Here is a 25,730-nt window from a genome sequence, read left to right on the forward strand (position 1 = left end):
TTAACACGTCCTAACAAAGCATGAACCGCAGCGCGCGGTCGGTCAGGCATTGAACAGGAAGTGCAGCACATCGCCGTCCTTGACCTCGTAACCCTTTCCCTCGACACGCATTTTCCCGGCTTCCTTCGCCCCCTGCTCGCCGCCGCAGGCGACGAAATCGTCGTAGGCGATGGTTTCGGCGCGGATGAAGCCGCGTTCGAAGTCGCCGTGGATGACACCGGCGGCCTGTGGGGCGAGGGTGCCGTGGCGGATCGTCCAGGCGCGGGCCTCTTTCGGGCCAACGGTAAAATAGGTCTCGAGGTTCAATAATTCGTAACCGGCGCGGATCAGCCGATCGAGACCGGCCTCGGCGAGGCCCATCTCGTCGAGAAACATCGCCGCCTCGTCGGGGTCGAGCTGGGAAATCTCTTCCTCGATCCGCGCCGAGATCACCACCGCGGCGTTGCCCTCGGCCGCGGCCATATCGGCCACGGCCTGGGAATGGGCGTTGCCAGTCGCCGCCTCGTCCTCGGCCACGTTGCAGACATAGAGCACCGGCTTGGTGGTCAGGAGCTGGAGCATTTTCCAGGCTTTCGCATCCTCGGGTTCGACGTCGATCACGCGCGCGGGCTTGCCCTCTTCCAGCACGGCAAGTGCCTGTTTCAAAAGGCGTTCCTGTTGCACCGCCTCCTTGTCGCCGCCCTTGAGCTTGCGCACGATGTTCTGCAACCGCTTCTCGATGCTTTCGATATCGGCGAGCATCAGCTCGGTCTCGATGGTCTCGGCATCGGCGACCGGATCGACCCGGCCTTCGACATGGGTGACATCGCCATCCTCGAAACAGCGCAGCACATGCGCGATGGCGTCGACCTCGCGGATATTGGCGAGAAACTGGTTGCCCAGCCCCTCGCCCTTGGAGGCGCCTTTGACGAGGCCGGCGATGTCGACGAAGGTCATGCGGGTGGGGATGGTTTGCCGGGATTTGGCGATTTCGGCGAGTTTTTCAAGCCGCGCGTCGGGCACCGCGACCTCGCCCACGTTGGGTTCGATGGTGCAGAACGGAAAATTCGCCGCCTGCGCCGCGGCTGTTCGCGTCAAGGCGTTGAAAAGCGTGGATTTTCCCACGTTCGGCAAGCCCACGATGCCCATTCTGAAACCCATTTCACGTCCCTTTTCTGCCAGTCTTGCGCGCCGCGCATCTAGGGGCGCGGAGGGTGCAGGGTCAACCCCTGTGCAACAAGGGTTAACGCCGCTTTGGGGCGGAATTTGAGGGGGGGTGACATCCGGCTGACATCCGGCTGCTGCCCGGCTGCCGGGCAAATCTTGACAATTCCTTGCCCCACCGTGGTTAACGCAACGCTCGATTGACGGGTTCGGCGCCTCTCATATACCGTTTTTACAGGGGAGAGTGGCAGGGTCGGGCAGCGCGTGATCGAAGCGCGGACCCAACCCGGGCAAGGGAGGAACAGCCGTGAGCGAGATCATCGAGTACCGGATCATTTCCGCGATCTACACCAGGACCGACGCGGGCGAGGATCGCGACAGGTTATCAAACCAGGTGAACCAGTTCATCAAGACCGGCTGGCAACCGCATGGATCGGCCACCTCGGCGGTGCTGGAAAAGGACGGGGCAATCGTCGTGATGCAGCCGATCGTGAAATATGGGTGACGGGAGGTGGGTGGTTGGGGGCCTGGGCGGGCCTTCGCCGACTTGCACGAGTTAGACGGAACGAGACATCCGATTATGAAGTATCCACAACACAGGTTCCTCAATGTAGCATGCCGCTGTGAAAACCCACTGCGTGTGCAATATGGATCTAAGTAGCCGTGAAACTTCCACCGTTGATTCTTTATCTCGACACACAAGATTACATTCGACTTTTCAATGAGCCAAAGGAGGGAGGCACTCATCAAACCCTCGAACAACTCTTGACCTATCGGGATCAGGGGAAGATCCTGATCGGCTATTCGTGGGCAACGATTATTGAATTCATTACAAAGCCCACAGATAAATTCCGCAAGGAACGCGTCCGTCGAGGTCAGCTAGTAAAAGATATCTGTGGAAGGAATGCATTCCCGTTCTTAACTGACCTGAAAAAAGGTTCCCGTTTCCCAAACAACGGTATTTGGCTTGAAGCTCAAGATGGGAAAATGGTCACCGCCAAGTGGTGGCGACGTCTAATGGAGAAGCAGTATTTTGAAGCCCTTGCCGAACAGAAGAACTTTAACCGCGCTCAACGTCGGCGATTGAAGACTCGATCAGCAATGCAACGACTTTTTAGTGAGAACACCTCCACTTGGGGAACAAAACGCGAAGACTTTCAAGGGTTTCCCGTATCTGATGAACTGATTGAAAGCGGTGTTGTGACACGCTTCATGAAAGGCCGTTGTTCAGATGCCGAGTTCGAGGAGCGAATGAATCGTTGGCTTTCCGACCCAGCCGAGTTCAGTCGGATTTTCTATGACTACGCTGACAAACCTAACCTTATAGAAGAGTTTACGGGTTCAAGCCTAGACAAGGTTGAGGATTCTCTGCAACAACTACATAAAGCAAATTCTGAGTTGGAGGAAAAAACGAGTGCGCTTCGGGAAGAACTGATCGGAGCAGGTTTAGATAAGCGCGCGGCTAAAAAGCTCACGAAACCATTCAAGGCTGTAAAGTTTGACCCTTCAAGTGTCGTCCGAAGGATAGAGGAACACATTGGTGAAGGGCGAGCAGACCACATTGGGTACTACATGCAAAGGGCATCACAAAAAAATTATAACTTCAAACGCTCAGATTTGATGGACATCATTCAGATGTGTTACGTGCCTGATTGTGATCTTTTCCGATGCGACAAAGCGATGGCTGATCTGTATCGCGATTACGAACCTTTTGCGGGAAAGCTGGTGGCAAAGTTTGGAGATTTGCCTGCGCGGATTGAGGAACGCTTGCGTACCCGCATCAGCTGACCGTGAGCATAGTCCCCCGTAGCGCTCCTTCAGCAGACTTCCCCGCCCCGGCAATGCACAGACGCCCGGCCAGCGGGGTGTAACACCGTTTCGCCAAGGTCTGCCCCCCGACGCAATGGCGATTGATTTCCCCGTCGATTTTCTGCAAACCGCCCGGAACGGACAGCATCCCCGGGGAGGGCCAGCATGACACGGATCGACGCCACATTCGCCAGGTTGAAGGCGGAAGGGAAGAAAGCCTTCGTGGCCTACGTGATGGCGGGCGATCCCGATTACGACACCTCGCTTGAAATCGTGAAGGGGTTGCCGGGCGCGGGCGTGGACATCATCGAGCTGGGCCAGCCCTTCACCGATCCGATGGCGGACGGGCCGACGATCCAGGCCGCCGGGCAACGGGCGCTGGCGCAGGGCATGACGCTGCAAAAGACGCTCGACATGGCGCGGGCGTTTCGCGAGACCGACAACGAGACGCCGATCGTGATGATGGGCTATTACAACCCGATCTATTCGCGCGGGGTCGAGCGGTTCCTCGCCGATGCGAGGGAGGCGGGGATTGACGGGCTGATCATCGTGGACCTGCCGCCAGAAGAGGACGAAGAATTGTGCATCCCGGCGCAGAAGGCGGGGCTCAATTTCATCCGGCTGGCGACGCCGACCACCGATGACAGGCGCCTGCCACGGGTGATGCAGAACACGTCGGGGTTCGTCTATTACGTCTCGATCACCGGGATCACCGGATCGGCACAGGCCGAGGCGGGCGACGTGGCGCCCGAGGTGGCGCGGATCAAGGCGGCGGGCAACCTGCCGGTGGTGGTGGGGTTCGGCATCACCACGCCCGAGGCCGCCGCGCGGATCGCCGGAGTGGCCGACGGGGCCGTGGTGGGCAGCGCCATCGTGAGCCGGATCGCGCGGGGCGACACGCCCGCCGAGGTTCTGGGGTTCGTGCGCACGCTGGCCGATGGGGCGCATTCGGCCTGAGCGGGGCATACGGTCGCAATATCTGCCTTTGGGGTGGGCGAAACCGGCCAGATTTCGGTCGATGACCGGTTGACCCCGCGGTAATTTCTGGAAAGCCTCGGGCGAAGCGGTTAGGATCAGGGCGAGGCAACAAGGCATGGGCCAGCGCAGGATGACGCTGCAGAACACCAGACAGCTTCCCCTGAAGCTCAGGGCATCGCACAAGAGCGATGTGCGCACGCAATTCGCGGCGCTGTGTTACCGCCTGAACAACGGCAAGCCCGAGATCCTGTTGATCACCAGCCGCGGCAGCAAGCGCTGGATCGTGCCCAAGGGGTGGCCAATGCACGGTGTCACCCCCGGCGAGGCCGCGTTGCAGGAGGCGTGGGAAGAGGCCGGGGTTCAGGGCAAGGCGATCGAACGCTGCCTCGGGCTTTATTCCTATCCCAAGGACCTGGAGGACGGGACCACCCTGCCCTGCGTGGCGATGGTTTACCCGGTGCGGGTCAAGGCGCTGGCCCATGATTATCCCGAAGCCGGGCAGCGGCGGCGCAAGTGGTTTTCGCCCAAGAAAGCGGCCGCCAAGGTGAGCGAGCCCGAATTGGGGCAGATCCTGCGCACTTTCGACCCCGGGCTGTTGCGGCCATGAACCCGGAGCTTGCGCCCGGGCGCTGGCGGGTTATGTAAGAGGCATGGGTTTCGGGAAAGCCGCGTGACATGATCAAGTTTTCGCTCAGATGCGCCGATGGCCACGATTTCGAAAGTTGGTTCCAGTCGACCGAGGCGTTCGACACGCTGAAGGCCGGGGGGCATCTCGTCTGTGCGGTCTGTGGCGGCACGGATGTCGAGAAGGCGGTAATGGCGCCGCGGCTCGGCACGGCGCGCGCGCCGGTGCAGGAGGGCAAGGCGGGTCCGCTCAGCGCGCCCGCAAGCCCGGCGGAACAGGCGCTGGCCGCGCTCAAGGCGCATGTCGAGGCCAATTCGGATTACGTGGGCATGGAATTCGCCCGCGAGGCGCGCGCGATCCACGAGGGCACGGCGCCCGAGCGCCCGATCTATGGCGAGGCCCGCACCGAGGAGGCACGCCGCCTGATCGAGGATGGTGTGCCGGTGGCGCCCCTGCCCTTTCGCCCCGGGCGTAAATCGAACTGAGCGGCCCTTCTGGAGCGTGTCTACTTTGCTACGGTCTTGTCATAGGCTTGGCGCGCAGCATCGATCTCGTTCAGGTTTTCCAGTGCCCAATAGCCCAAGGCACTCACCGGTTCACGAAACGACTGCCCCATTTCGGTAAGGTTGTATTCAACCTTCGGCGGGATCGTCGGATGATAGGTTCGGTTCACGAGGCCATCTCTTTCCAACTCTTTCAGCGTCAAGCTCAACATGCGTTGCGAGATGCCCAGAGTCCGCTTGAGTTCATTGAATCGCATCGTCCCGTACCGGGCCAGGTAGATGACAACAAGAACGCTCCAACGATCGCCAACACGCGACAAGACTTCGTTGATACGTTTGCAATCCGGGCATTGGGCGTTGTCCAGCATGGCGGTTCCCTATTTGTAACCGGGGTTCAAAAATGTGCCTTCTTGCGGTGGCTTTCGGTTCTTTCTAGATAGTCAGTTACTATTACATACCGCCTTTTGAGGGCTCTGACAATGGGAACAAGAACATGACACCGAAGCCGCTGAACGATCACCTGAGCTGGCGCTACGCCACCAAGAAAATGGACCCCGCGAAAGCGGTCCCGCAGGAAAAAGTCGATGCCATCATCGAGGCGATCCGCATGGCCCCCACATCCAGCGGCACCCAGCCGTTTGAACTGATCGTCGTGACGAACGCGCAAGTCCGTGGCCAGATCGCCGAAGCAGCGGGCGGGCAGGCACAGATCACCGACGGGTCGCATTTGCTGGTTTTCGCAGCCTGGGACAACTACACTGCGGACAGAATTGACGACGTGGTTCAACTGAACGTCGATGCCCGTGGCGACCTGCCGATGCTGCATGCCTACTACGATAAACTGAAAGCCGCCTACCTGCCGCGCGACGCCGAGGAAAACTATGCCCATGCTGCGCGCCAGGCCTATATCGCATTGGGTGTCGCATTGCTTGCGGCCGCCGAACAGGAAGTCGACAGCACGCCGATGGAAGGGTTTGATCCCGAGGCCGTGGATGCGATCCTTGGTTTGAAAGAACGCGGGTTGCGCTCTGTCGTGCTCATGCCCCTGGGCTATCGTGACGCGGCGGGTGATTGGCTCTTGCCGATGGACAAGGTGCGTAAATCCCGTGATGCCATCGTCACACAAGTCGGCTAGGCCAAAGCGAACGAACATGGGATTCATAAAGTTGGGTTCGAAACGAACTGAATGATTTCATGGTCTTGCGAGAGCGCGTGGGACGCTAGAGGAAACACTTCTAAAAACCGTTGGCTGAAGCGTTTCGCCTTGTGCCCGAGACAGGGACAGGGCGAAACGCCGCGCCTCATATCAGCGGAGCGCGCGTTTCGCGAAACGCTTTGATTCGACAACATGGCAAGGCGCATTGCAGCCATTCGTGCGCCTTGCAGCATACCGACGCCCCGGGGCGCACTCCGGGCTTTCGCGGCATCATCCACGACCGTTCGCTCCGGCCTCGATGTTCCGGCCTCGATGTAAAGGCCATTGCCGGGAATGGCAGGTCCATGCGGCCCTTGTCAGTTTCGCAGGGCGGTGGCTATGGTGCGACCAACCCCAACCTATGGAGATTTTCCCGATGCATGTCGTGATCACTGGCGCCAATCGCGGCGTGGGACTGGCGCTTTCTGAAACCTACAAGGCGCGCGGCGCACAGGTAACGGGAACGTCGCGGGACGGATCGACCGGGCTTGCGCTCGACGTGGCCGACCCGGCGTCGCATCGGGCGCTGGCCGCGCGGCTCGAGGGGCAAGCGGTCGATCTTCTGGTGTGCAATGCGGGGGTTTACCTCGACAAGGGGCAGAGCCTCGCCGAGGGTTATGCGCCGGGGATGTGGGCCGAGAGTTTCGCGGTGAACGTGACCGGCGTTTTCTTGGGCGTGCAGGCGCTGCTTCCGAACCTGCGCATGAGCGAGGGTGCGCGCATCGCCATCATTTCGAGCCAGATGGGCAGCGATACACGTGCGCCCGGCGGCTCATATATCTATCGCGCGTCGAAGGCGGCGGCGCTCAACCTCGGGCGCAACCTTGCGACCGATCTCAGGGAGATGGGGATTGCCGTGGGCATCTACCATCCCGGCTGGGTGCGCACGGACATGGGCGGATCGTCGGCCGAGATCACCGTGGATGAGGCCGCCGCGGGGCTCTCTGCGCGGTTCGACGCGCTGTCGCTTGCCAGCACCGGGGAATTCCTGACATGGGACGGGCGGGTGCATCCGTTCTGATCGGGTGCGCAGGGCGTTCTAGGTAGGTCGCGGCGGGTCGGAGTCTGGCCGAGCCGCCCCGGGCTTGAGCCGGGGCGGGCAGTACACGGTTGCGGCCATGTGCTGCCCTTTCGTTTGACATCCGCGACATCTTGCCCTTGGGGCCGGTCCGTCATACACCGCGCGCAATGCGAATGATGGGGAAGGCCGATGCCGGTTCTCGTGATGAAATTCGGCGGCACCTCGGTCGCCACGCTGGACCGCATCCGCCGGGCCGCCAAGCGCGTGGGCGTCGAGGTGGCCAAGGGGTATGACGTGATCGTCATCGTCTCGGCCATGGCGGGCGAGACCAACAAGCTCGTCGGGTATGTCGACGAGACCTCGCCGCTTTACGATGCGCGCGAATATGACGCGGTGGTGAGCTCGGGCGAGAACGTGACCGCCGGGCTGATGGCGTTGACGCTTCAGGAGATGGACGTGCCGGCGCGCAGCTGGCAGGGCTGGCAGGTGCCGGTCAAGACCACGAGCGCGCACAGCCAGGCCCGGATCGAGGACATCGTGCCCGACAATATCCGCGCCAAGTTCGCCGAAGGGATGCGCGTGGCCGTCGTGGCCGGGTTCCAGGGCGTGAGCCCCGAGGGCCGGATTACCACGCTGGGCCGGGGCGGCAGCGACACGACCGCGGTGGCCTTTGCCGCCGCGTTCCAGGCCGAGCGGTGTGATATCTATACCGACGTGGACGGGGTCTATACCACCGATCCGCGAATCTGTGACAAGGCGCGCAAGCTCGACCGGATCGCGTTCGAGGAAATGCTGGAACTGGCCAGCCTCGGGGCGAAGGTGCTTCAGACCCGTTCGGTCGAGCTGGCCATGCGTTACAACGTGAAGCTGCGGGTGCTGAGCAGTTTCGAGGAACAATCGGACACGGCGGGCACGCTGGTCTGTGCCGAGGAGGACATCATGGAATCGAAAGTCGTCAACGGGGTCGCCTATAGCCGCGACGAGGCGAAGATGACGCTGGTCTCGGTCGCCGACCGGCCCGGCATCGCGGCGGCCATTTTCGGCCCGCTGAGCGAGGCAGGGGTGAACGTGGACATGATCATCCAGAACATTTCCGAAGAGGGGCGCACCGACATGACATTTTCCTGCCCCACCGACCAGGTGGCGCGGGCGGAAAAGGCGCTGCACGACGCCAAGGCGCGCGGCGAGATCAATTTCCACGACCTGATCGCCGATACCAACGTCGCCAAGGTCAGCGCCGTGGGCATCGGCATGCGCAGCCAGTCGGGCGTTGCCGCACGGATGTTCAAGACGCTTTCCGACGAGGGCATCAACATCAAGGTGATCGCCACTTCGGAGATCAAGATCAGCGTGTTGATCGACCGCAAGTACATGGAACTGGCCGTGCAGGCGCTGCATGATGCCTTCGCGCTGGAAAAGACGGGCTGAGCCCCCGGCGCGGATGTTCCGGTGATGCCTCTTGCGTCATCAGATGCACAAAAGACATGCTGACGGGGCACAACCCTTGCGCGAAACCTGGCCTGCCGGGGCCAGTTTCCCGTTTCCCTCGTGGGGGGTGTGTGGTGTAAGGTCGGCTTCGGACGCAGGATCGTGTCTGGAAGCCGGGGGGAAGAAATTCCATGAGCGATGCGAGTGTGACCGACAGTCGGCAGATGCTTGGCCGGTTGCGCAATGTCATGGCCGAGGACAGCGCAGGCCAGGCGCGGCTTGACAAGATCACCGGCCTGATCGCCGAGGAAATGCATTGCGAGGTCTGCTCGGTCTACCTGTTCCGCGATGCGGATACGCTCGAACTTTGCGCGACCGAGGGGCTCAACCCCGACTCGGTGCACCAGACGCGGATGCGGCTGGGCGAGGGACTGGTCGGGCGGGTCGCACGCACCGGGCGGATCATGAACACCGCCGATGCGCCCGCCGAGCGCGGATTCCGCTACATGCCGGAAACCGGAGAGGAGGTTTTCTCGTCCTTCCTCGGCGTGCCGATCCAGCGGCTTGGCGAGAAGCTGGGCGTGCTGGTGGTGCAGTCGAAATCCAAGCGCGAATTCTCGGACGACGAGATCGAGGCGCTGGAAGTGGTGGCGATGGTGCTGGCCGAGATGGCCGAACTGGGGGTTTTCGTCGGCGAGGGCGCGGCGCTCAGGGCGCGGCACACGCAATCGGTGATGATTCGCGGTGGCGTCGGCCAGGAGGGCGCGGCCGAGGGCCATGTCTGGCTGCACGAGCCACGGGTGGTGGTGACGAACCTCATCGCCGAGGACCCGCATCGCGAGCTGGAGCGCCTGCACGAAGCGGTGAACCGGCTGCGGGTGAGTGTCGACCAGATGCTGGACGGTGCGCGCGGCGGTGACAAGGATCAGCTTCAGGTGCTCGAAGCCTACCGGATGTTCGCCAATTCCAAGGGCTGGCTGCGCCGGATGGAAGAGGACATCGCCCGTGGCCTGTCGGCGGAAGCGGCGGTCGAAAAGGAGCAATCGACCGCGCGGGCGCGGATGGGGCAGGTCAACGATCCCTATCTGCGCGAGCGGCTGCATGATCTCGATGACCTGTCCAACCGGCTGCTGCGCATCCTGACCGGACAGGGCACCGAGACCGGCGCCGAGATGCCCGCCGATCCGGTTCTGGTGGCGCGCAACATAGGACCGGCGGAACTGCTCGATTACGGTCGCAGCCTCAAGGGGATCGTGCTTGAGGAAGGGTCGGTCGGCTCGCATGCCGCGATCGTCGCGCGGGCGCTGGCGATTCCGTTGATCATTCATGCCGGGCGGGTCACGACCGAGGCGCTCAACGGCGATCATGTCATGATCGACGGCGACCAGGGGTTGGTGCATCTGCGCCCCGATGAAACCGTGGTCGGCGCCTTTCGCGACAAGATGGCGATGCAGGTCGAGGCGCTGGAGCGCTATGCCTCGATCCGCGACAAGGCCGCGTGCAGCCGCGATGGCGTGACGGTGGGCATGCATATGAACGCGGGGCTGATGGCCGATCTGCCCTCGCTCGCGGGGTCGGGGGCCGAGGGTGTCGGGCTGTTTCGCACCGAGTTGCAGTTTCTCGTGCGCACCAAGATGCCCCGGCGCGGCGAATTGTCGGCGCTTTATGCGCGGGTGCTCGATGCGGCGCAGGGCAAGCGGGTGGTGTTTCGCACGCTCGATATCGGGTCGGACAAGGTCTTGCCCTACATGACGGCGCAGGACGAGCCCAACCCGGCGATGGGCTGGCGCGCGATCCGGGTGGGGCTCGACAAGCCGGGGATCATGCGGATGCAGTTGCAGGCGCTGTTGCGCGCGGCGGCGGGGCGACCGTTGGCGGTGATGTTTCCCTTTGTCGCCCAGCGCGAGGAATATGACGCGGCCTGTGCCGAGATGAACAAGGCGCTGGAACGCGAGCGAATCCTTGGTCATGCGCTGCCCGAGGTGCTGGAAGTGGGCGCGATGCTGGAGACGCCCAGCCTTGCCTTTGCGCCCGACAAGTTCTTTCGCGACGTCGGTTTTCTGTCGATCGGGGGCAATGATCTCAAGCAGTTCTTCTTTGCCGCCGACCGCGAGAACGAGCGGGTGCGCAAACGCTATGACACGCTCAACGTGAGTTTCCTGAGCCTGATCGAACAGATCGTGGAGCGGTGCGCGGCGACCGACACGCCGCTGAGTTTCTGCGGCGAGGATGCCGGGCGACCGGTCGAGGCGCTGTGCCTGGCGGCCATCGGTCTGCGCTGCCTGTCGATGCGTCCGGCGTCGATCGGGCCGGTGAAAAATGCGATCATGCGCACCGACCTGGCCGAGCTGCGCGCGGTCATTCATGCCGCCCGCGAACGGGGCGATCAATCGGTGCGGCCCGCGGTCGTGGAGTATCTGCGGGACAATGGCGGGATACCGGCCAAGGGCTAGGCTGATCGGATTCACCCGCCCGGGCGGCTTCGCCGCTGTTCCGGGCGGGGCGACTCAGGCTCACGGCACCTTGTGCCCGGCCTATCCCGCCCGCTTGACCGGCGGATCCTCGACGCGTTCGCGCAGGCCTTCGATCAATTCGGCATGGTCTTGATCGGCATGGATCGCGAGGCGGCGCAGGCCGAAATGGACATGGGCCATTTCCTGATAATAGCTGGTATAGGCATAGTTGGTCGCCGCCCCGGCCACGGCCCCGAGAACCGGCACGGTCTGGGCGGCCAGTTTCTGGCCCAGCACGGTCGCAAGGCGCGGCGCGACGCGCACGATCAGGGATTGCACCGCCTGCCCCGTCACGATCATCCGGGTCGAGATGAAGGCCAGATCGGTGCCGTCATCGGCTTCGAGCGGTCCGGCCGCGGCGAACACCCGGATGCAGTCGAATTTCACGCCCTCTTCCTCGGGGTCAAAGCCATGTTCGGTGGCGATGCCCTGGATCACCCGCAAGAGCACGGTGGTCGTGACCGGCAATTCGGCCAGCGCCGTGGGCAGCCCGCCAAACCCGCCCGCGGCCCCCATCGCGGTGGTGACGGCGGTGTTGAGCCATCCCGGCTGATCGCGGACCGAGCGGCGCGAGTGGGACGCGGCGCGCAGCGCGACATGCAGCGCGGCCTCGGTGCGCGTGTCAAGCTGGCTGCGGATGGCGGCGGGCAAGCGGTCGAGCAGGTTCTCGGCCTGTCCACCGATGAGGTTGAGCAGTTGCAGGCCCGGCCCCCCGGCCCCGCGATAGCGACGGGCCAGCGCATCGAGCGCGGCCTCGACATCGAGGTCGGCGGACGGGGAGTCGAGGATTTCCATGGCGCACCTTCATGTTGCTGCCTGTCAAAGATTGGCAGAAAGGCGCGCGGTTTCAAGCCTCGCGCGTGACCTGGCCGGTGATCGCGTCCCAGGCGCCGGGCGTGAGGGCACGCCCCAGCACGCGGTCAGGGTTGGTGGGAGGCGGCATCGTGACACCGTCGAGCCGGTCGAATCCGAACCGCGCGTAATAGGGCGCATCGCCCACCAGCATGACGCGCGGCCAGCCATGCCGCGCGGCGATATCGAGACTGTCACGGATCAGCACCCCGCCCAGCCCTTCGCCCTGGTGGGTGGGGTGCACCGCCACCGGCCCGAGCAGAAGCGCGCGATGCGCCCGGTCGGACCCGGCCACGATCCGCACGGGCCAATAGCGGATCGCCCCCGCGATAAGACCCTCGGGGTCGCGTGCCACCAGCGAGAGGTCCGCGACCGGCTCGACCGCTTCGCGCAGGCGATAAGAGGAGAGGGCCGTGCGCCCGGGGCCGAAACACAGATCATAGAGCGCCTCGACCTCCCACCAGTCGTCGGCAGCTTCGGGGGCCAGTTCGAACACCGCGAAATCCTCGTTCTTGGGGTGGAATCGCCCCTAGCACGCAGGTAGAGACAGGGCAATTGGATAAGGAAACGCGCCTCATGTTCTATCGCCCCGAAGACGGCCACGGCCTGCCGCATAACCCGTTCAACGCCCTGATCGTGCCACGCCCGATCGGCTGGATCTCGAGCCGGGGTGCGGACGGGGTCGACAACCTCGCCCCCTATTCGTTTTTCAATGGGTGCGCCTATACGCCGCCGCAGGTGATGTTCGCCAGCACCGGCGCCAAGGAAGACCGCAACGGCACCAAGGACAGCCTTGCCAATATCCGCGAAACCGGCGTGTTCTGCGTCAATCTCGTGGCGCAGGCGATGACGGATGAGATGAATGCAAGTTCGCAGACCCTGCCTGCCGGGACGTCCGAGTTCGATCATGCCGGGCTTGAACGGGCGGAATGCGAGACGATCGCCTGTTCCCGCGTCAAACATGCGCCCGCGTCACTGGAATGCCGGATGAGCCAGATCGTCGAGTTGGAGGGCGCGGCGAACGCGGTCTGTTTCGGCACGGTGACGGGCATTCACATGCGCGACGATTACCTTGTCGAGGGCATGTTCGACATCACCCGGTTCACCCCGCTGGCGCGGTTGGGATACCGCGATTACACGGTGGTGAAAGAAACCTTCACGCTGGCCCGCCCGGACGACTGAGGCGCGATTTACCTTCGGGGCATACGGGGTCGGGCGCGTGTCATGGTCCGACCCGGCCAAGTGCGGCGCAGGGCGCGTGGCGCGGGCAGGTCACGAGGTGGTCGTTGACCATGCCCACCGCCTCCATGAAGGCATAGGTGATGGTCGGGCCGCAGAATTTGAACCCCGCCTTTTTCAGATCCCTGGAAATCTGCCGTGACAGCGGGGTTTCGGCGGGCACCTCGGCCTGGCTTGCCCATCGGTTCTGGATCGGCGCGCCGTCAACATAGGACCACAGGAAACGGTCAAAGCCGCCCTGTGCCTCGATCTCGGCCCAGGCCCGGGCGTTGGTGATCGTGGCCTCGATCTTGCCGCGATGGCGGATGATGCCGGGATCGGACAGGAGCCGCGCGACGTCGGATTCACCCCAGTCGGCGATGATCCGGGGGTCGAAGCCGTGAAAGGCCGCGCGGAAATTGTCGCGCTTTTTCAGGATCGTGATCCAGCTCAGCCCGGCCTGGAACCCGTCGAGGACGAGTTTTTCCCAGAGCGCGCGGCTGTCCCATTCGGGCACGCCCCATTCGGTGTCGTGATAGTCGAGATAGATCTCGTCCGGTCCTGCCCAACCGCATCGTTCCATGGCTTGCCCTCCTGCCCTTTTTCCCGTGGATTCGCCGAAAATGCGGCATTTAACCCGGTCTTAGCAAATGTGGCGCAAACCTGCACATGGATGAAACACTTGCACGCAGGGAGGTCCGCATGCCGCGCCACACCCGCAAGATACTGGCCGATATTCCGCCCGGGCACGAAGACCCGCTCAGCTATGCGGTCACCGCGCGCGACCGGTCGGTCATGCAGATGGTCGAAGAGGCGGTGCGGCGCAAGCGGGTGATGCTGGCCTATCAGCCGGTGGTTCAGGCACAACATCCCGAGCGCGTCGCCTTTTACGAGGCGCTCATTCGGGTGCAGGACGAGACCGGGCGAATCATTCCCGCGCGTGAGTTCATTACCCGCGTGGAGGAGATGGAAACCGGCCGCATCCTCGATTGCATCGCGCTTGAAAAGGGATTGCGCGCACTGGCCGAGGAACCCGCCCTGCGGCTTTCGATCAACATGTCGGCGCGCTCGATCGGGTATGAGCCGTGGATGCGCGCGCTGCGCCACGGATTGAAGCGCGACCCCACGGTGGGAGAGCGGCTGATCCTTGAAATCACCGAAAGCTCGGCGATGACGGTGCCCGAGCTCGTCACCGGGTTCATGGCCCGTATCCAGCAGAAGGGCGTCAGTTTCGCGCTCGACGATTTCGGCGCCGGGCAGACATCGTTTCGCTATCTGCGGGATTTCTATTTCGACATTCTCAAGATCGACGGGCAGTTCATCCGCGGTATCCATGCCGATCCCGACAACCAGGTGCTGACTCGCGCGCTGGTTTCGGTGGCCCGGCAATTCGACATGTTCACCGTGGCGGAGTTTGTCGAGAATGCCGCGGATGCCGCCTACCTGACCGAAATCGGGGTGGATTGCCTGCAAGGCTACTACTTTGCCGCCCCCACGGTGCAAAAGCCATGGCAGCACCCCGAGGGGCGCCGCGCAAGTGCCTGACCGGGTGTTCGGGGGTGGTGCGCCGGTCGACGCATGCCGCGGCATACCGGCAGTTGCCGCAGTGCGGCAGATCGGCTATGCAAGGTCCGAACCCGGTCGGGGCGACACTGAACCCTTGGGGAGCGTTCCCCATATCCCCGACCCATCCAAGGGAAGAGGACCACGCCCATGACCAATGTCGTTATTGCTTCGGCCGCACGCACCGCCGTCGGTTCGTTCAACGGCTCTTTCGCCAACACACCTGCCCATGACCTCGGCGCCACCGTTCTGCAGGCCATCGTCGAGCGCGCGGGCATCGACAAATCCGAGGTGAGCGAGACGATCCTGGGCCAGGTTCTGACCGCCGGCCAGGGCCAGAACCCGGCGCGCCAGGCCCATGTCAACGCGGGCCTGCCCATCGAGAGCGCGGCCTGGGGCATCAACCAGGTCTGTGGTTCGGGCCTGCGCGCTGTGGCGCTGGGGGCACAACATATCCAGTTGGGCGATGCCGATATCGTCGCCGCCGGCGGACAGGAAAGCATGAGCCTTTCACCCCATGTGGCGCATCTGCGCGCGGGCACCAAGATGGGCGATGTCAAGTATATCGACAGCATGATCCGTGACGGGTTGTGGGATGCGTTCAACGGCTATCACATGGGCCAGACCGCCGAGAACGTGGCCGAGAAATGGCAGATCAACCGCGACATGCAGGACGAGTTCGCCGTCGCCAGCCAGAACAAGGCCGAAGCCGCGCAAAAGGCCGGGAAATTCGCCGACGAGATCGTGCCCTTCACGGTCAAGACCCGCAAGGGCGACATCGTGGTGGACGGCGATGAGTATATCCGCCACGGCGCGACCATGGAGGCCATGCAGAAACTGCGCCCGGCCTTTACCAAGGATGGCAGCGTGACCGCGGCGAATGCCAGCGGGTTGAACGACGGGGCGGCGGGCGTTCTGCTGATGAGTGCCGACAATGCCGAGAAGCGCGGGATCGCACCGCTGGCGCGCATCGCCTCTTACGCGACGGTGGGGCTCGACCCGTCGATCATGGGCGCGGGCCCGATCTTTGCCAGCCGCAAGGCGCTGGAAAAGGCGGGATGGAAGCCCGAGGATCTCGACCTTGTGGAAGCCAATGAAGCCTTTGCCGCGCAGGCCTGTGCGGTCAACAAGGACATGGGATGGGACCCCGCCATCGTGAACGTGAATGGCGGCGCGATTGCCATCGGTCACCCGATCGGCGCGTCGGGTGCGCGTATCCTCAACACGCTCTTGTTCGAGATGCAGCGGCGCGACGCCAAGAAGGGTCTGGCGACGCTCTGTATCGGTGGCGGCATGGGCGTGGCCATGTGCATCGAACGGGTCTGAGGGCCTGACTGCGACTGGATCATGGAAAGGGCGCTGATCGAGCGCCCTTTCTTCTTTTGGGGCAAATTCTGGCCCGCCCGTGAAAAACTGCCGCAGTGCGGCGGTTTCTTGGCGCAACATTATTGCGCGTCACATATTATTTGCGTAACAGAGTTACCAACGCACCAATAATTCTGGAGGAGACACCATGGGAAAGACGGCATTGGTCACGGGCGGATCGCGCGGCATCGGGGCCGCCATTTCGAAAGCCCTGAAGGCGGAGGGCTATGACGTTGCCGCCACCTATGCGGGCAATGACGAGGCGGCGGCCAAGTTCTCGGACGAGACCGGGATCAAGACCTATAAATGGAACGTGGCCGATTACGACGAATCGAAGGCCGGCATTGCACAGGTCGAGGCCGATCTTGGCCCGATCGACGTGGTGGTTGCCAATGCCGGGATCACCCGCGACGCGCCGTTCCACAAGATGACACCGGAGCAATGGCACGAGGTGATCGACACCAACCTCACCGGCGTGTTCAACACCGTGCATCCGGTCTGGCCCGGCATGCGCGAGCGCAAGTTCGGGCGGGTGATCGTGATCTCCTCGATCAACGGGCAGAAGGGGCAATTCGCGCAAACCAACTATGCCGCCACCAAGGCGGGCGATCTGGGCATCATCAAGTCGCTGGCACAGGAGGGCGCGCGCGCCGGTATCACCGCCAACGCGATCTGCCCGGGCTATATCGGCACCGACATGGTGATGGCGGTGCCCGAGAAGGTGCGCGAACAGATCATCGCGCAGATCCCGGTCGGGCGATTGGGCGAACCCGAGGAGATTGCGCGCTGTGTCGTGTTCCTGGCCTCGGAGGATTCCGGATTCATCAACGGCTCGACCATTTCGGCCAATGGCGGACAGTTTTTCGTGTAACTTCCGACACGCGCAGGTTTGAATGGGCCGCGCCGAGGGGCGCGGCCCATTTCGATTCGGAGGGACATTGATGACCAGGGCAAAGGCGACGGGCATCGGCTTTGGCGCGGTGCTGTTGTGGGCGCTTCTGGCGCTTTTCACGGTGGGCAGCGCGCCGGTTCCCCCCCTGCTCTTGAACGCGATGTCCTTTGCCGTGGCCGGGGTCATCGGCGTGATCTGGACCCATGCCACGGGTGGCTGGGGCAAGCTTCGCGGCGTGGGCTGGCGTGTCTATGTCTTTGGCACGCTTGGGCTTTTCGGCTATCACGCGCTGTATTTCAGCGCCCTGCGACTGGCCCCGCCTGCCGAGGCCGGGCTGATTGCCTATCTCTGGCCCTTGCTGATCGTGCTGATGTCGGGGCTGTTGCCGGGCGAGCGGTTGAGGGCGGGGCATTTCATCGGCGCGCTCATGGGGTTTGCCGGGGCGGCGCTGATCATCGGGGGTGGTCTCGGGTTTGCCACGGGTGCCTTGCCGGGCTATCTGCTGGCACTGGGCTGTGCCTTGACATGGTCGGGGTATTCCGTGCTGTCGCGGCGGCTTGGCCATGCGCCGACCGAGACGGTGGCCATCTTCTGTCTCGCGACCGCGATCCTGTCGGCAGGGCTGCATCTCGCGCTGGAAAGGACGGTCTGGCCCGTCGATGCGCTGGGCTGGATGTCGGTTCTGGGGTTGGGGCTGGGGCCGGTGGGCCTGGCGTTTTATGTCTGGGATATCGGGGTCAAGCGTGGCGATATCCAACTTCTGGGCGTTGCATCCTATGCCGCGCCATTGTTTTCCACGCTGATACTGGTGCTCGCCGGCGTCGCGACGCCAAGCTGGACATTGGCGATATCCGCCGCCCTCATCACCGGCGGCGCGGCATTGGCCGCGCGCGCCAGCCTCAAAGGGTGAGGATCATTCCGCCGCCACGTCGAGGCGGGAAATCTCTTCCTTGATCCGCAGTTTCTGCTTTTTCAGTTCGGCAATCTCGGCGTCCGATGCGCTGGGCAAACGCTGGAGCTCTTCGACCTTGTTCGAGAGGGTTTGATGTTTCTTTTTCAGTTCCTCGACATGCGAACTCACGCTCATTGGCAGTCTCCTCTCCTGTAAAAGCCACGTGACAAGTGCAGCACAAAACCAGCGACCTGTCACGCATGATCCGTATCCGGTTCGAGGATACATTATTAGATATAGGTTCGATTTCAGCGCGGAAAAGGCAGGGCGGCGCCATCGCGCAGGACCGAACGGATTGTTTCGCTGTAATTTTCCCGATCGCCATCATGACTGGCGCTGTCATGCAGCACGAGACCCGCATGGAGGCGGAAAGCCGCTCGTCCCCCCTTGCGGGCGCGCAGGATCACCAGTTGGCTGTCGCGCCCGGGGCGGGGAATCAGCGGCAGGAGCCGGAGCGAGCCGAGCCCGGCCTGCGCCGCCGTCAGCAGGTCGGGCAGCCGGTCGGCGCGCTGGATGACGTGGAGAAAGCCCCGTGGCGCAAGGCGCCGGGCGGCCTGTTCGATCCAGAGCGAAAGCGGTGTTGGCCCGCCCAGCGCGATCTCGCGGCTGGCCTCTTCGGCCGCGGTGCCGGTGGCGCGGTCGAAATAGGGCGGGTTCATGATGACATGGTCGAATTGCCGCGCCCTGAGCGGGGCGGGCATGCTGGCAAGGTCGCCCTCGATCACCTCGAACGGTATCGCGTTTTCATCGGCATTGCGCCGGGCGAGCGCGGCATAATCGGGCTGGATTTCAAGGCCCGTGAGCGAAAGATCCGCCACGCGACGCCCAAGGCACAGCGCCGCGGCCCCGACGCCGCAGCCCATGTCGAGCACCGATTGACCCGGCTTGGTGTTGACCGCCGCCGCCAGCAGGACCGGATCGACGCCCGCGCGATAGCCCCGGCGCGGTTGCCAGAGCTCAAGCCGGCCACCGAGAAACCGGTCGCGGGTCAGATCATCCATCGGTTTCGATGTCATTGTCCCGCAGCGCCCGCTTGGCGCGGTCGAAATCCCGATCCGCCACCATCAGGCGCCGCGGCAATATGCCGATGGACCCCTCAAGCACGCTCATGTTTACGTCCATTTCAAAGGCGGTTATACCCTCGCCCTGAAGCAGTGCGGTGGCGAAGGCGATCACGGTCGGATCATTTGTGCGCAAAAGCTGTTTCATGGGGATGACATAAGGGCATGGATCGGGTCTTGTCGAGGGATGCAACGGGGGTGATGTCCGTGGATCAGGTGGTCCGGAAACCGCATGAAAGGCTTGCCGCGCATCTGGGCGCGGGCATGGAGGCTGTAAACGCCCTGATCCGTGAGCGGATGGCGAGCCGACATGCGCCGCGTATCCCCGAGGTGACCGCGCATCTGGTCGAGGCGGGCGGCAAGCGGTTGCGCCCGATGCTGACCCTCGCGACGGCGGAATTGTGCGGCTATGACGGCCCCTATGCCGTGCATCTGGCGGCCACGGTCGAGTTTATCCACACCGCGACGCTTTTGCATGACGATGTCGTGGACGAGAGCGCACAACGCCGCGGGCGCCCCACGGCGAACCTCTTGTGGGACAACAAGTCGAGTGTTCTGGTCGGGGATTACCTGTTTTCACGCTCGTTCCAGTTGATGGTCGAGGCCGGATCGCTCAGGGTTCTGGACATCCTCGCCAATGCCTCGGCGACGATTGCCGAGGGCGAGGTGCTGCAATTGACCGCGGCGCAGGATCTCGCGACGGATGAAGCGGTTTACCTGCAAGTGGTGCGTGGCAAGACCGCCGCGCTGTTCTCGGCGGCGACCGAGGTGGGCGGCGTGATCGCGGGCGCGCCCGACGATGAGGTGCGCGCGCTTTACGATTATGGCGATGCGTTGGGGGTCGCCTTTCAGATCGTCGATGACCTTCTGGATTACGCAGGCGATGCGGCGGCGACGGGCAAGAATGTCGGTGACGATTTCCGCGAACGCAAGCTGACGCTGCCGGTGATCAAGGCGGTGGCACTGGCCGATGACGCGGAGCGCGCGTTTTGGCGACGGGTCATCGAAAAGGGCGAGCAGCGCGATGGTGATCTCGATCACGCCATTGCGCTTTTGCAGCGGCATGGCGCGCTCGAGGCCACGCGGGCGGATGCACTGATGTGGGCGGAAAAGGCCAAGACATCCATCGACATGCTGCCCGCGCATGAATTGCGCGACATGCTGCGCGACCTTGCCGATTACGTGGTGGCGCGGATTTCCTGAGTGGTTTCCTGGCTGGCCGGACCCTGGCCTCAGAACACGTCGGGTTTCGCTTCGCGGGCCATGTGATCCAGAACGGCATTGACGAATTGCGGCTCTTTTCCCTCGGGAAAGAAGGCACGCGCCACGTCGACATATTCGTTGATCGCAACCCGGGGCGGCGTATCGCCGTGGGTCAGCTCAACCCCGGCCGCGCGAAAGAGCGCGCGCAAGGTCGGGTCGATCCGGGCGATGGGCCATTTCGCCACCAGCGCTCGGTCGGTCAACTGGTCGATCGACGCCTGGTAGTTGACGGCCGTCTGCATCAGGAAGCGGAAATGCTCCGCGTCGCCCTCGACCAGTTCACCGTCGTCATAATCGGCACCAAAGCGGTATTCCTCGAATTCGTGGATGACCGATTCGACCGTCTGGCCGGAATGTTCCATCTGGAACAGCGCCTGTACCGCGTAGAGCCGTGCAGCCGATTTCATCTTGCGTTTCTGATTGCCCGAGAGCGTCATCCTGTGGGGGTATCCTTGGCTTTGCCCGCGATCTGGTAGTCTTCGGAGTCGGGGATGAAACCGACCCCTTTGCGGGCGCCGCCCCACTTACGGCCGAGCGCGATGAGATGCAAGGCCGCCGCGGCCGCCCCTGCCCCCTTGTTCATCTTTTCGGGATTGGCGCGGGCCTCGGCCTGGTCGTGGTTCTCGACCGTGAGGATGCCGTTGCCGATGCACAGCCCCTGGAGCCCCAGCAGGGTCAGCGCGCGGGAGCTGTCGTTGCAGACGGTCTCATAGTGGGTGGTCTCGCCCCGGATGACACAGCCGAGCGCGACATACCCGTCGAAATTCGACAACCGCTCAGCAATGCCGATGGCGGTGGCGATTTCAAGCGCGCCGGGCACTTCGACGATCTCGTGCGTGGCGCCGCTGGCCTCGATCTCGGTCGTGGCACCGGCGATCAGGTGATCGGCGATATCGCGATAGAAGGGCGCCGTGACGATCAGCAGTTTCGCGGGCTTGTCCAGTTCGGCGCGCGGCAGGGTGTAGTGGGATTCGGCCATGGTTCAGGCTCCTTCGTGAATCGGGCGGGTGCCCGTGATCGAAAGCCCGTAGGCGTCGATGCCAAGATAGCGCGTGCTGGGCGAATCGGTGAGCAGGACAAGCTCGCTCAGGCCCAGCGTCGCCATGATCTGTGACCCGAGACCGGTGCGTTTCACGATCTTGGGGCCCTGGTCGCCCTCGCCGAAATCGAGCCTTGGATGCGGTTCGCGGAAAAGCAGCACCGCGCCGCGACCCTCGTCGGCGATGAGCTTCATCGCGCGGGGCAATTCATCGGACGGACCCGGGCCAAGGCCAAGGATATCCTCAAGCTCGTTCACCGCATGGGCGCGCACCAGCACGGGTTCCGGCGTGGTGATGTCGCCCTTGATCAGCGCCACATGTTCGGTGCCGGTGATCTCATCGGTAAAGACCCGCATCAGCCAGTCGCCGCCATGTTCCGACGTGACCGTCTGTGTCCGGCTTTCGCGCACGAGGTTGTCGTGCTTGTGGCGATAGGCGATGAGATCGGAAATCGTGCCGATTTTCAGCCCGTGTTCGCGCGCGAATTCGATGAGTTCGGGCAGGCGGGCCATGGTGCCGTCGTCGTTCATGATCTCGCAGATCACCGCCGAGGGGTTGAGCCCGGCGAGCCGCGAAATGTCGACCGACGCCTCGGTATGACCGGCGCGCACCAGAACCCCGCCACTGCGGGCGCGGAGCGGGAAGACATGGCCCGGCGTGGCGAGCGAGGCCATCGTGTTCTGTTCGTTGATCGCGGTGGCGATGGTCAGCGCGCGGTCGGCGGCGGAAATCCCGGTGGTCACGCCTTCGCGGGCCTCGATCGAGACGGTAAAGGCGGTTTCCATCCGGCTTGAATTGTTGACCGCCATCATCGGCAGGCCAAGCCGGTCGATCCGCTCGGATGTCATCGGCAGGCAGATCAGGCCGCGGCCATGGGTGGCCATGAAATTCACCGCCTCGGGCGTGGCGAACTCGGCCGGGATGATCAGGTCGCCCTCGTTCTCGCGGTCCTCGTGATCGACGAGGATATACATCTCGCCTTGCCTCGCGCCGTCGATGATGTCCTCGATCGGCGTGATCGCATCCTTCAGGGATGCTTCGACACTTCCGGGTTGTTCAAAGCTCGTTGACATGGGTATCCCCTTTCGCCCTGCCTGTTAGCGCAGGGCGAAACGGTTGGCCAGAGCATCCGAACGTCAGGCGCGGGCGTATTACCCTCCGAATTGCCACAACGCCGGGATGAAACGGTAGGCGTCGCCGTCGCGGACGACATGGCCCGCCCCCGGGAAGGGGAAGTGATAGCCCAGAAGGGCAATGCCGTCGCTGGCCGCCATGTCGAGGATCGCGCGGCGGCTGGCCACGGTGGTTTCGGGATCGGCGTCGATATCGTTATACCACTCGGGATGCGCGAAGTTGAGCCATCCATGGGTCAGCGCGTCGCCCACGGCGATGAGTTGCTGCCCCGCCGATTCGACGCGCAGCGCCATGTGGCCGGCGGTGTGGCCAAAGCTGTTCATCACGGAAATGCCGGGCGCGATCTCGTCGCCGTCTTTCACGAAATTCCATTCGGCCCCGTCGACATTGATCGAATTGACCGCGCCCAGAACGAATTGCTGCTCCTCGGGGGCGACCTGGTTCACGAGGTCATCCTGCATCCAGTAGGCGTGTTCGGCCTCGCCGATGAAATAAGCGGCGTCGGGAAAGAGCGCCTCGTCGAAATCGTCGCGGATGCCCCAGATATGATCGGGGTGGGCGTGGGTGATGAAGACATGGGTGATCGAGGAAGGGTCGATGCCCGCGGCCTCCATGTTGGCCAGCAGCCGCCCGGTCGTGTCGAGAAAGCGCGAGCCCGAGCCGACATCGACCAGGACCTTGGCATCGCCCAGTTCGACGAGCAGGTGATTGGTATGGGCATAGTTTTCGGCCGGGTTGAGGTAATGCGCTTCGAGAAACGCCGCGACTTCGCCCTCGGGCGCGTTGACGCCGAGACCCGCGGCAGGCTGGCCAAAGAAACCATCCGAGAGGACCGTCATTCGCGCCTCGCCAAGGGTAAAGCGGAAATGCCCCGGGTTCGGCCCGGTCGGCCCACCCAACGTGGCCCGTGCAGTGGCAGGCAGCGCGAAGGCCGGCGCAATTGCAGCGAGTCTGAGCAGATCACGGCGGTTCGGACGGATGAGTGTCATGGTAGGCCTCCCTTTTCATTGGGGGCCAAGTATGAAGCCTAAAACCGGCAACGCAACAATAAATTAGAATATGTTATAGAAGGTCGGAGTCCGACCCGGAGCACGGTCGCCAGTCAGGCGAAATCGCGCAGCCGGGCGACGTAGCGCGCCAACGTGTCGATTTCGAGGTTCACGTGATCGCCCAGTTTCGCATCGCCCCATGTGGTGGCGGTCTTGGTATGGGGGATGAAGTTGATCCCGAAGGTGCAGCCCTCGACCTCGTTCACGGTGAGCGACGTGCCGTTGAGCGCGATCGATCCCTTGGGCGCGATGAACCGGGCCAGCGCCTCGGGTGCGCGAAACTGCACGCGGGTGCTGTCGCCTTCATCCTCTACCGCCACGATTTCGGCCACGCCATCGACATGGCCCGAAACGATATGCCCGCCGAGTTCGTCCCCGACCTTGAGCGCGCGTTCGAGGTTGATACGGTGCCCCACCTGCCAGCCACCCAGGTTGGTTTTTGAAACGGTTTCGGCGCTGATCTCGACATCGAACCAGTCCTCGCCCAGCGCGATCACGGTGAGACACACCCCGTCGCAGGCGATCGAGGCGCCGATGTCGACCGTCGCCGTGTCATACCCCGTCGCGACGCGCGCGCGCAGGTCGCCGCGCTGTTCGAGTGCGCGGATCTTGCCGATGTCGGTCACGATGCCAGTGAACATGACGAGCCCCCATTCCGTTTGCATTTCACCTAGTGCGCGGGGAAGAGATGTGCAAGAAATCCCTGTCCTTCCTGCCATGTCGGAGCCATATTTTGGCCAACCCCTGCTGTTAGCGAGGAGCGGACCGATACCAAGCCATGTGAGAACCATGACCACGATTACGGGCAAAGGCCGCGCCTTCTTGTTTCTGCAGGGTCCGCACGGGCCGTTTTTTCACCGGCTGGGCAAGATGCTGCGGCTGGCCGGGGCCGAGATCTGGCGCGTGGGGTTCAACGCGGGCGATCGTGCGTTCTGGTTCGATCCGGCATGTTATATCCCCTATCGCGGCACGCCGGACGACTGGCCCGACACCTTGGCCAGCCTCATTCGCGACAAGGGCATCACCGATATCGTGCTTTACGGCGATGCCCGGCGCATCCATGCCCAAGCCGTGGCGCAGGCCCGCGAGATGGGGCTTGTCGTGCATGTCTTTGAAGAAGGTTACATGCGCCCCTACTGGGTGACCTACGAACGCGGCGGTACCAACGGAAACTCGCGGCTGATGCAGATGAGCGTGGCGGAAATGCGCGCGGTGCTGGCACAATCGGACATGGATGCGCCCCTGCCGCCCGCCAGATGGGGCGATATGCGCCAGCATGTCTTCTATGGCGCGCTCTACCATTTCTTCGTGATGTTCCGAAACGGCGATTACCGCAATTTCCGCGCCCATCGCGATCTGCCCGTGACCAAGGAATTCCAGCTCTATCTCAAGCGCCTGCTGCTCATGCCGGTGCTGGCGGGCGAACGGCACCTGGCAACGTTGCGCATCCGCTGGGGCGGTTTTCCCTATCATCTTGCGCTGTTGCAGCTTGAACATGATTCAAGCTTCCAGACCCATTCCCCGTTTTCGACCATGACCGAGTTTCTCGACGTGGTGATCCGTGGGTTTGCCGAAGGCGCGCCCGGGCATCATCATCTTGTCTTCAAGGCGCATCCGCTCGAAGACGGGCGGGTGCCGCTGCGCCGTGAAATCCGCCGCATGGCGCGGGCGCTGGGCGTGGAGCGCAGGGTGCATTATGTGCGCGGTGGCAAGCTTGCCCAGCTTCTGGGCGATGCGAGAAGTGCCGTGACGGTGAATTCAACCGCCGCGCAACAGGTGCTTTGGCGCGGCATTCCGATCAAGGTGTTCGGCCGGGCGGTTTATGACAAGCCCGAGTTCGTCTCGACCCAGCCGCTGCCGGCGTTTTTCGCCGGGGCCAGCCGACCGGACCGCAAGGCCTATCAGGATTACCGCCGTTACCTTCTGGAAACCAGCCAGGTGGCGGGGGGATTTTATTCGGCGCGAGGTCGGCGACAATTGATGCGCATGGTCGTGGACATGATGCTAGCCCCCGAAGATCCCTATGACGCCTTGCGCCTTGGCACCGCGGCCCCGAGGCAACAGTTGCGTCTGGTAAACTGACGCATACAAGCCCTAGCCTTTATTTTTATCGCAAGATCGGGTAG

At 63.2% G+C, this 25,730-nt stretch carries 29 protein-coding genes; 16 read left to right on the forward strand and 13 right to left on the reverse strand.

Going from position 1 to position 25,730, the window contains the following annotated elements:
• Window positions 1-42 precede the first annotated feature (42 nt).
• Window positions 43-1,140 carry a redox-regulated ATPase YchF gene (ychF, locus tag FLO80_RS07675; protein ID WP_111365308.1) on the reverse strand — a complete coding sequence of 366 codons (1,098 nt, stop codon included), beginning with the start codon at window positions 1,138-1,140 and terminating at the stop codon, window positions 43-45.
• 310 nt (window positions 1,141-1,450) lie between these two features.
• Between ychF and FLO80_RS07680 the strand changes: the two genes are divergently transcribed.
• From FLO80_RS07680 to FLO80_RS07700, 5 genes are all read left to right on the forward strand, one after another.
• Complete coding sequence (locus tag FLO80_RS07680) at window positions 1,451-1,648, forward strand: DUF1737 domain-containing protein (RefSeq protein WP_111365310.1); 198 nt, start codon at window positions 1,451-1,453, stop codon at window positions 1,646-1,648.
• Window positions 1,649-1,806: 158 nt separating this feature from the next.
• The gene (locus FLO80_RS07685) at window positions 1,807-2,931 is read left to right on the forward strand and encodes a hypothetical protein (RefSeq protein WP_146611030.1); all 1,125 of its coding nucleotides are present in this window, start codon (window positions 1,807-1,809) and stop codon (window positions 2,929-2,931) included.
• Window positions 2,932-3,117: 186 nt separating this feature from the next.
• Window positions 3,118-3,909: a tryptophan synthase subunit alpha gene (trpA, locus tag FLO80_RS07690; RefSeq protein WP_111365316.1), complete on the forward strand. Its 792-nt coding sequence runs from the start codon at window positions 3,118-3,120 to the stop codon at window positions 3,907-3,909.
• 136 nt (window positions 3,910-4,045) lie between these two features.
• Window positions 4,046-4,537: an NUDIX hydrolase gene (locus tag FLO80_RS07695; RefSeq protein ID WP_246156607.1), complete on the forward strand. Its 492-nt coding sequence runs from the start codon at window positions 4,046-4,048 to the stop codon at window positions 4,535-4,537.
• A 68-nt stretch (window positions 4,538-4,605) separates the two neighbouring features.
• On the forward strand, window positions 4,606-5,040 hold the full coding sequence (locus FLO80_RS07700; RefSeq protein ID WP_111365318.1) for a DUF1178 family protein: 435 nt from the start codon (window positions 4,606-4,608) through the stop codon (window positions 5,038-5,040).
• A gap of 20 nt (window positions 5,041-5,060) precedes the next feature.
• Here the strand turns inward: FLO80_RS07700 and FLO80_RS07705 are convergent, their stop codons facing one another.
• On the reverse strand, window positions 5,061-5,426 hold the full coding sequence (locus tag FLO80_RS07705; RefSeq protein ID WP_111365321.1) for a winged helix-turn-helix transcriptional regulator: 366 nt from the start codon (window positions 5,424-5,426) through the stop codon (window positions 5,061-5,063).
• Between the two features lie 125 nt (window positions 5,427-5,551).
• Between FLO80_RS07705 and FLO80_RS07710 the strand changes: the two genes are divergently transcribed.
• The 4 genes from FLO80_RS07710 to ptsP all read left to right on the forward strand — a co-directional run bounded on the left by FLO80_RS07710 (window position 5,552) and on the right by ptsP (window position 11,155).
• On the forward strand, window positions 5,552-6,193 hold the full coding sequence (locus FLO80_RS07710) for a nitroreductase family protein (protein WP_111365324.1): 642 nt from the start codon (window positions 5,552-5,554) through the stop codon (window positions 6,191-6,193).
• A 436-nt stretch (window positions 6,194-6,629) separates the two neighbouring features.
• A complete protein-coding gene (locus tag FLO80_RS07715) occupies window positions 6,630-7,274 on the forward strand; it encodes an SDR family NAD(P)-dependent oxidoreductase (protein ID WP_111365719.1) in 645 nt (214 codons plus the stop codon).
• Between the two features lie 189 nt (window positions 7,275-7,463).
• Window positions 7,464-8,702, forward strand: coding sequence for an aspartate kinase (locus tag FLO80_RS07720; protein ID WP_111365327.1), 1,239 nt, complete (start codon window positions 7,464-7,466; stop codon window positions 8,700-8,702).
• Between the two features lie 191 nt (window positions 8,703-8,893).
• A complete protein-coding gene (ptsP, locus tag FLO80_RS07725; RefSeq protein ID WP_111365330.1) occupies window positions 8,894-11,155 on the forward strand; it encodes a phosphoenolpyruvate--protein phosphotransferase in 2,262 nt (753 codons plus the stop codon).
• Window positions 11,156-11,236: 81 nt separating this feature from the next.
• On the opposite strand, the gene FLO80_RS07730 is transcribed toward ptsP, so the two are convergent.
• Complete coding sequence (locus FLO80_RS07730; RefSeq protein WP_111365333.1) at window positions 11,237-12,010, reverse strand: EcsC family protein; 774 nt, start codon at window positions 12,008-12,010, stop codon at window positions 11,237-11,239.
• 52 nt (window positions 12,011-12,062) lie between these two features.
• Window positions 12,063-12,563, reverse strand: a complete 501-nt coding sequence (locus tag FLO80_RS07735) for a GNAT family N-acetyltransferase (protein WP_111365336.1) — start codon at window positions 12,561-12,563, stop codon at window positions 12,063-12,065.
• An 80-nt stretch (window positions 12,564-12,643) separates the two neighbouring features.
• On the opposite strand from FLO80_RS07735, the gene FLO80_RS07740 reads away from it, so the two are divergent.
• Entirely contained in the window at window positions 12,644-13,249 is a 606-nt protein-coding gene (locus FLO80_RS07740) for a flavin reductase family protein (RefSeq protein ID WP_111365339.1), read from the forward strand.
• A 40-nt stretch (window positions 13,250-13,289) separates the two neighbouring features.
• Here FLO80_RS07740 and FLO80_RS07745 read toward each other — a convergent pair whose 3' ends face one another.
• The gene (locus tag FLO80_RS07745) at window positions 13,290-13,868 is read right to left on the reverse strand and encodes a DNA-3-methyladenine glycosylase I (RefSeq protein WP_111365342.1); all 579 of its coding nucleotides are present in this window, start codon (window positions 13,866-13,868) and stop codon (window positions 13,290-13,292) included.
• A 119-nt stretch (window positions 13,869-13,987) separates the two neighbouring features.
• Here FLO80_RS07745 and FLO80_RS07750 point away from each other — a divergent pair, with 119 nt between their 5' ends.
• The 4 genes from FLO80_RS07750 (at window position 13,988) to yddG (ending at window position 18,015) form a co-directional block, all read left to right on the forward strand.
• Window positions 13,988-14,830, forward strand: a complete 843-nt coding sequence (locus FLO80_RS07750; protein ID WP_111365345.1) for an EAL domain-containing protein — start codon at window positions 13,988-13,990, stop codon at window positions 14,828-14,830.
• A 168-nt stretch (window positions 14,831-14,998) separates the two neighbouring features.
• Window positions 14,999-16,174, forward strand: coding sequence for an acetyl-CoA C-acetyltransferase (locus tag FLO80_RS07755; RefSeq protein WP_111365347.1), 1,176 nt, complete (start codon window positions 14,999-15,001; stop codon window positions 16,172-16,174).
• A gap of 187 nt (window positions 16,175-16,361) precedes the next feature.
• A complete protein-coding gene (phbB, locus tag FLO80_RS07760; RefSeq protein WP_111365350.1) occupies window positions 16,362-17,084 on the forward strand; it encodes an acetoacetyl-CoA reductase in 723 nt (240 codons plus the stop codon).
• A 70-nt stretch (window positions 17,085-17,154) separates the two neighbouring features.
• Window positions 17,155-18,015, forward strand: a complete 861-nt coding sequence (gene yddG / locus FLO80_RS07765; RefSeq protein WP_111365353.1) for an aromatic amino acid exporter YddG — start codon at window positions 17,155-17,157, stop codon at window positions 18,013-18,015.
• A gap of 3 nt (window positions 18,016-18,018) precedes the next feature.
• On the opposite strand, the gene FLO80_RS07770 is transcribed toward yddG, so the two are convergent.
• The 3 genes from FLO80_RS07770 to FLO80_RS07780 form a co-directional block, all read right to left on the reverse strand.
• A complete protein-coding gene (locus tag FLO80_RS07770; protein ID WP_111365356.1) occupies window positions 18,019-18,192 on the reverse strand; it encodes a YdcH family protein in 174 nt (57 codons plus the stop codon).
• A 113-nt stretch (window positions 18,193-18,305) separates the two neighbouring features.
• Window positions 18,306-19,058, reverse strand: a complete 753-nt coding sequence (locus FLO80_RS07775) for a tRNA1(Val) (adenine(37)-N6)-methyltransferase (RefSeq protein ID WP_246156608.1) — start codon at window positions 19,056-19,058, stop codon at window positions 18,306-18,308.
• Window positions 19,051-19,266, reverse strand: a complete 216-nt coding sequence (locus tag FLO80_RS07780; protein WP_111365360.1) for a putative signal transducing protein — start codon at window positions 19,264-19,266, stop codon at window positions 19,051-19,053. Before FLO80_RS07780 ends, FLO80_RS07775 begins: the two co-directional genes overlap by 8 nt.
• A 53-nt stretch (window positions 19,267-19,319) precedes the next feature.
• On the opposite strand from FLO80_RS07780, the gene FLO80_RS07785 reads away from it, so the two are divergent.
• Window positions 19,320-20,321: a polyprenyl synthetase family protein gene (locus tag FLO80_RS07785; RefSeq protein WP_111365363.1), complete on the forward strand. Its 1,002-nt coding sequence runs from the start codon at window positions 19,320-19,322 to the stop codon at window positions 20,319-20,321.
• Between the two features lie 29 nt (window positions 20,322-20,350).
• Here FLO80_RS07785 and nusB read toward each other — a convergent pair whose 3' ends face one another.
• The 5 genes from nusB to FLO80_RS07810 all read right to left on the reverse strand — a co-directional run bounded on the left by nusB (window position 20,351) and on the right by FLO80_RS07810 (window position 24,245).
• Complete coding sequence (nusB, locus tag FLO80_RS07790) at window positions 20,351-20,818, reverse strand: transcription antitermination factor NusB (RefSeq protein ID WP_111365365.1); 468 nt, start codon at window positions 20,816-20,818, stop codon at window positions 20,351-20,353.
• The gene (locus FLO80_RS07795; protein ID WP_111365367.1) at window positions 20,815-21,360 is read right to left on the reverse strand and encodes a 6,7-dimethyl-8-ribityllumazine synthase; all 546 of its coding nucleotides are present in this window, start codon (window positions 21,358-21,360) and stop codon (window positions 20,815-20,817) included. The genes nusB and FLO80_RS07795 overlap by 4 nt, the downstream gene beginning before the upstream one ends.
• A 3-nt stretch (window positions 21,361-21,363) precedes the next feature.
• Window positions 21,364-22,494: a 3,4-dihydroxy-2-butanone-4-phosphate synthase gene (gene ribB, locus FLO80_RS07800; protein ID WP_111365370.1), complete on the reverse strand. Its 1,131-nt coding sequence runs from the start codon at window positions 22,492-22,494 to the stop codon at window positions 21,364-21,366.
• A 78-nt stretch (window positions 22,495-22,572) separates the two neighbouring features.
• The gene (locus FLO80_RS07805; protein WP_111365372.1) at window positions 22,573-23,544 is read right to left on the reverse strand and encodes an MBL fold metallo-hydrolase; all 972 of its coding nucleotides are present in this window, start codon (window positions 23,542-23,544) and stop codon (window positions 22,573-22,575) included.
• 113 nt (window positions 23,545-23,657) lie between these two features.
• Window positions 23,658-24,245, reverse strand: a complete 588-nt coding sequence (locus tag FLO80_RS07810) for a riboflavin synthase (RefSeq protein WP_111365374.1) — start codon at window positions 24,243-24,245, stop codon at window positions 23,658-23,660.
• 148 nt (window positions 24,246-24,393) lie between these two features.
• Here FLO80_RS07810 and FLO80_RS07815 point away from each other — a divergent pair, with 148 nt between their 5' ends.
• Window positions 24,394-25,686, forward strand: a complete 1,293-nt coding sequence (locus tag FLO80_RS07815) for a capsule polysaccharide biogenesis protein (RefSeq protein WP_111365376.1) — start codon at window positions 24,394-24,396, stop codon at window positions 25,684-25,686.
• Window positions 25,687-25,730 lie beyond the last annotated feature (44 nt).

The organism is Aquicoccus porphyridii (assembly GCF_008369105.1).
Lineage (GTDB): Bacteria > Pseudomonadota > Alphaproteobacteria > Rhodobacterales > Rhodobacteraceae > Aquicoccus > Aquicoccus porphyridii.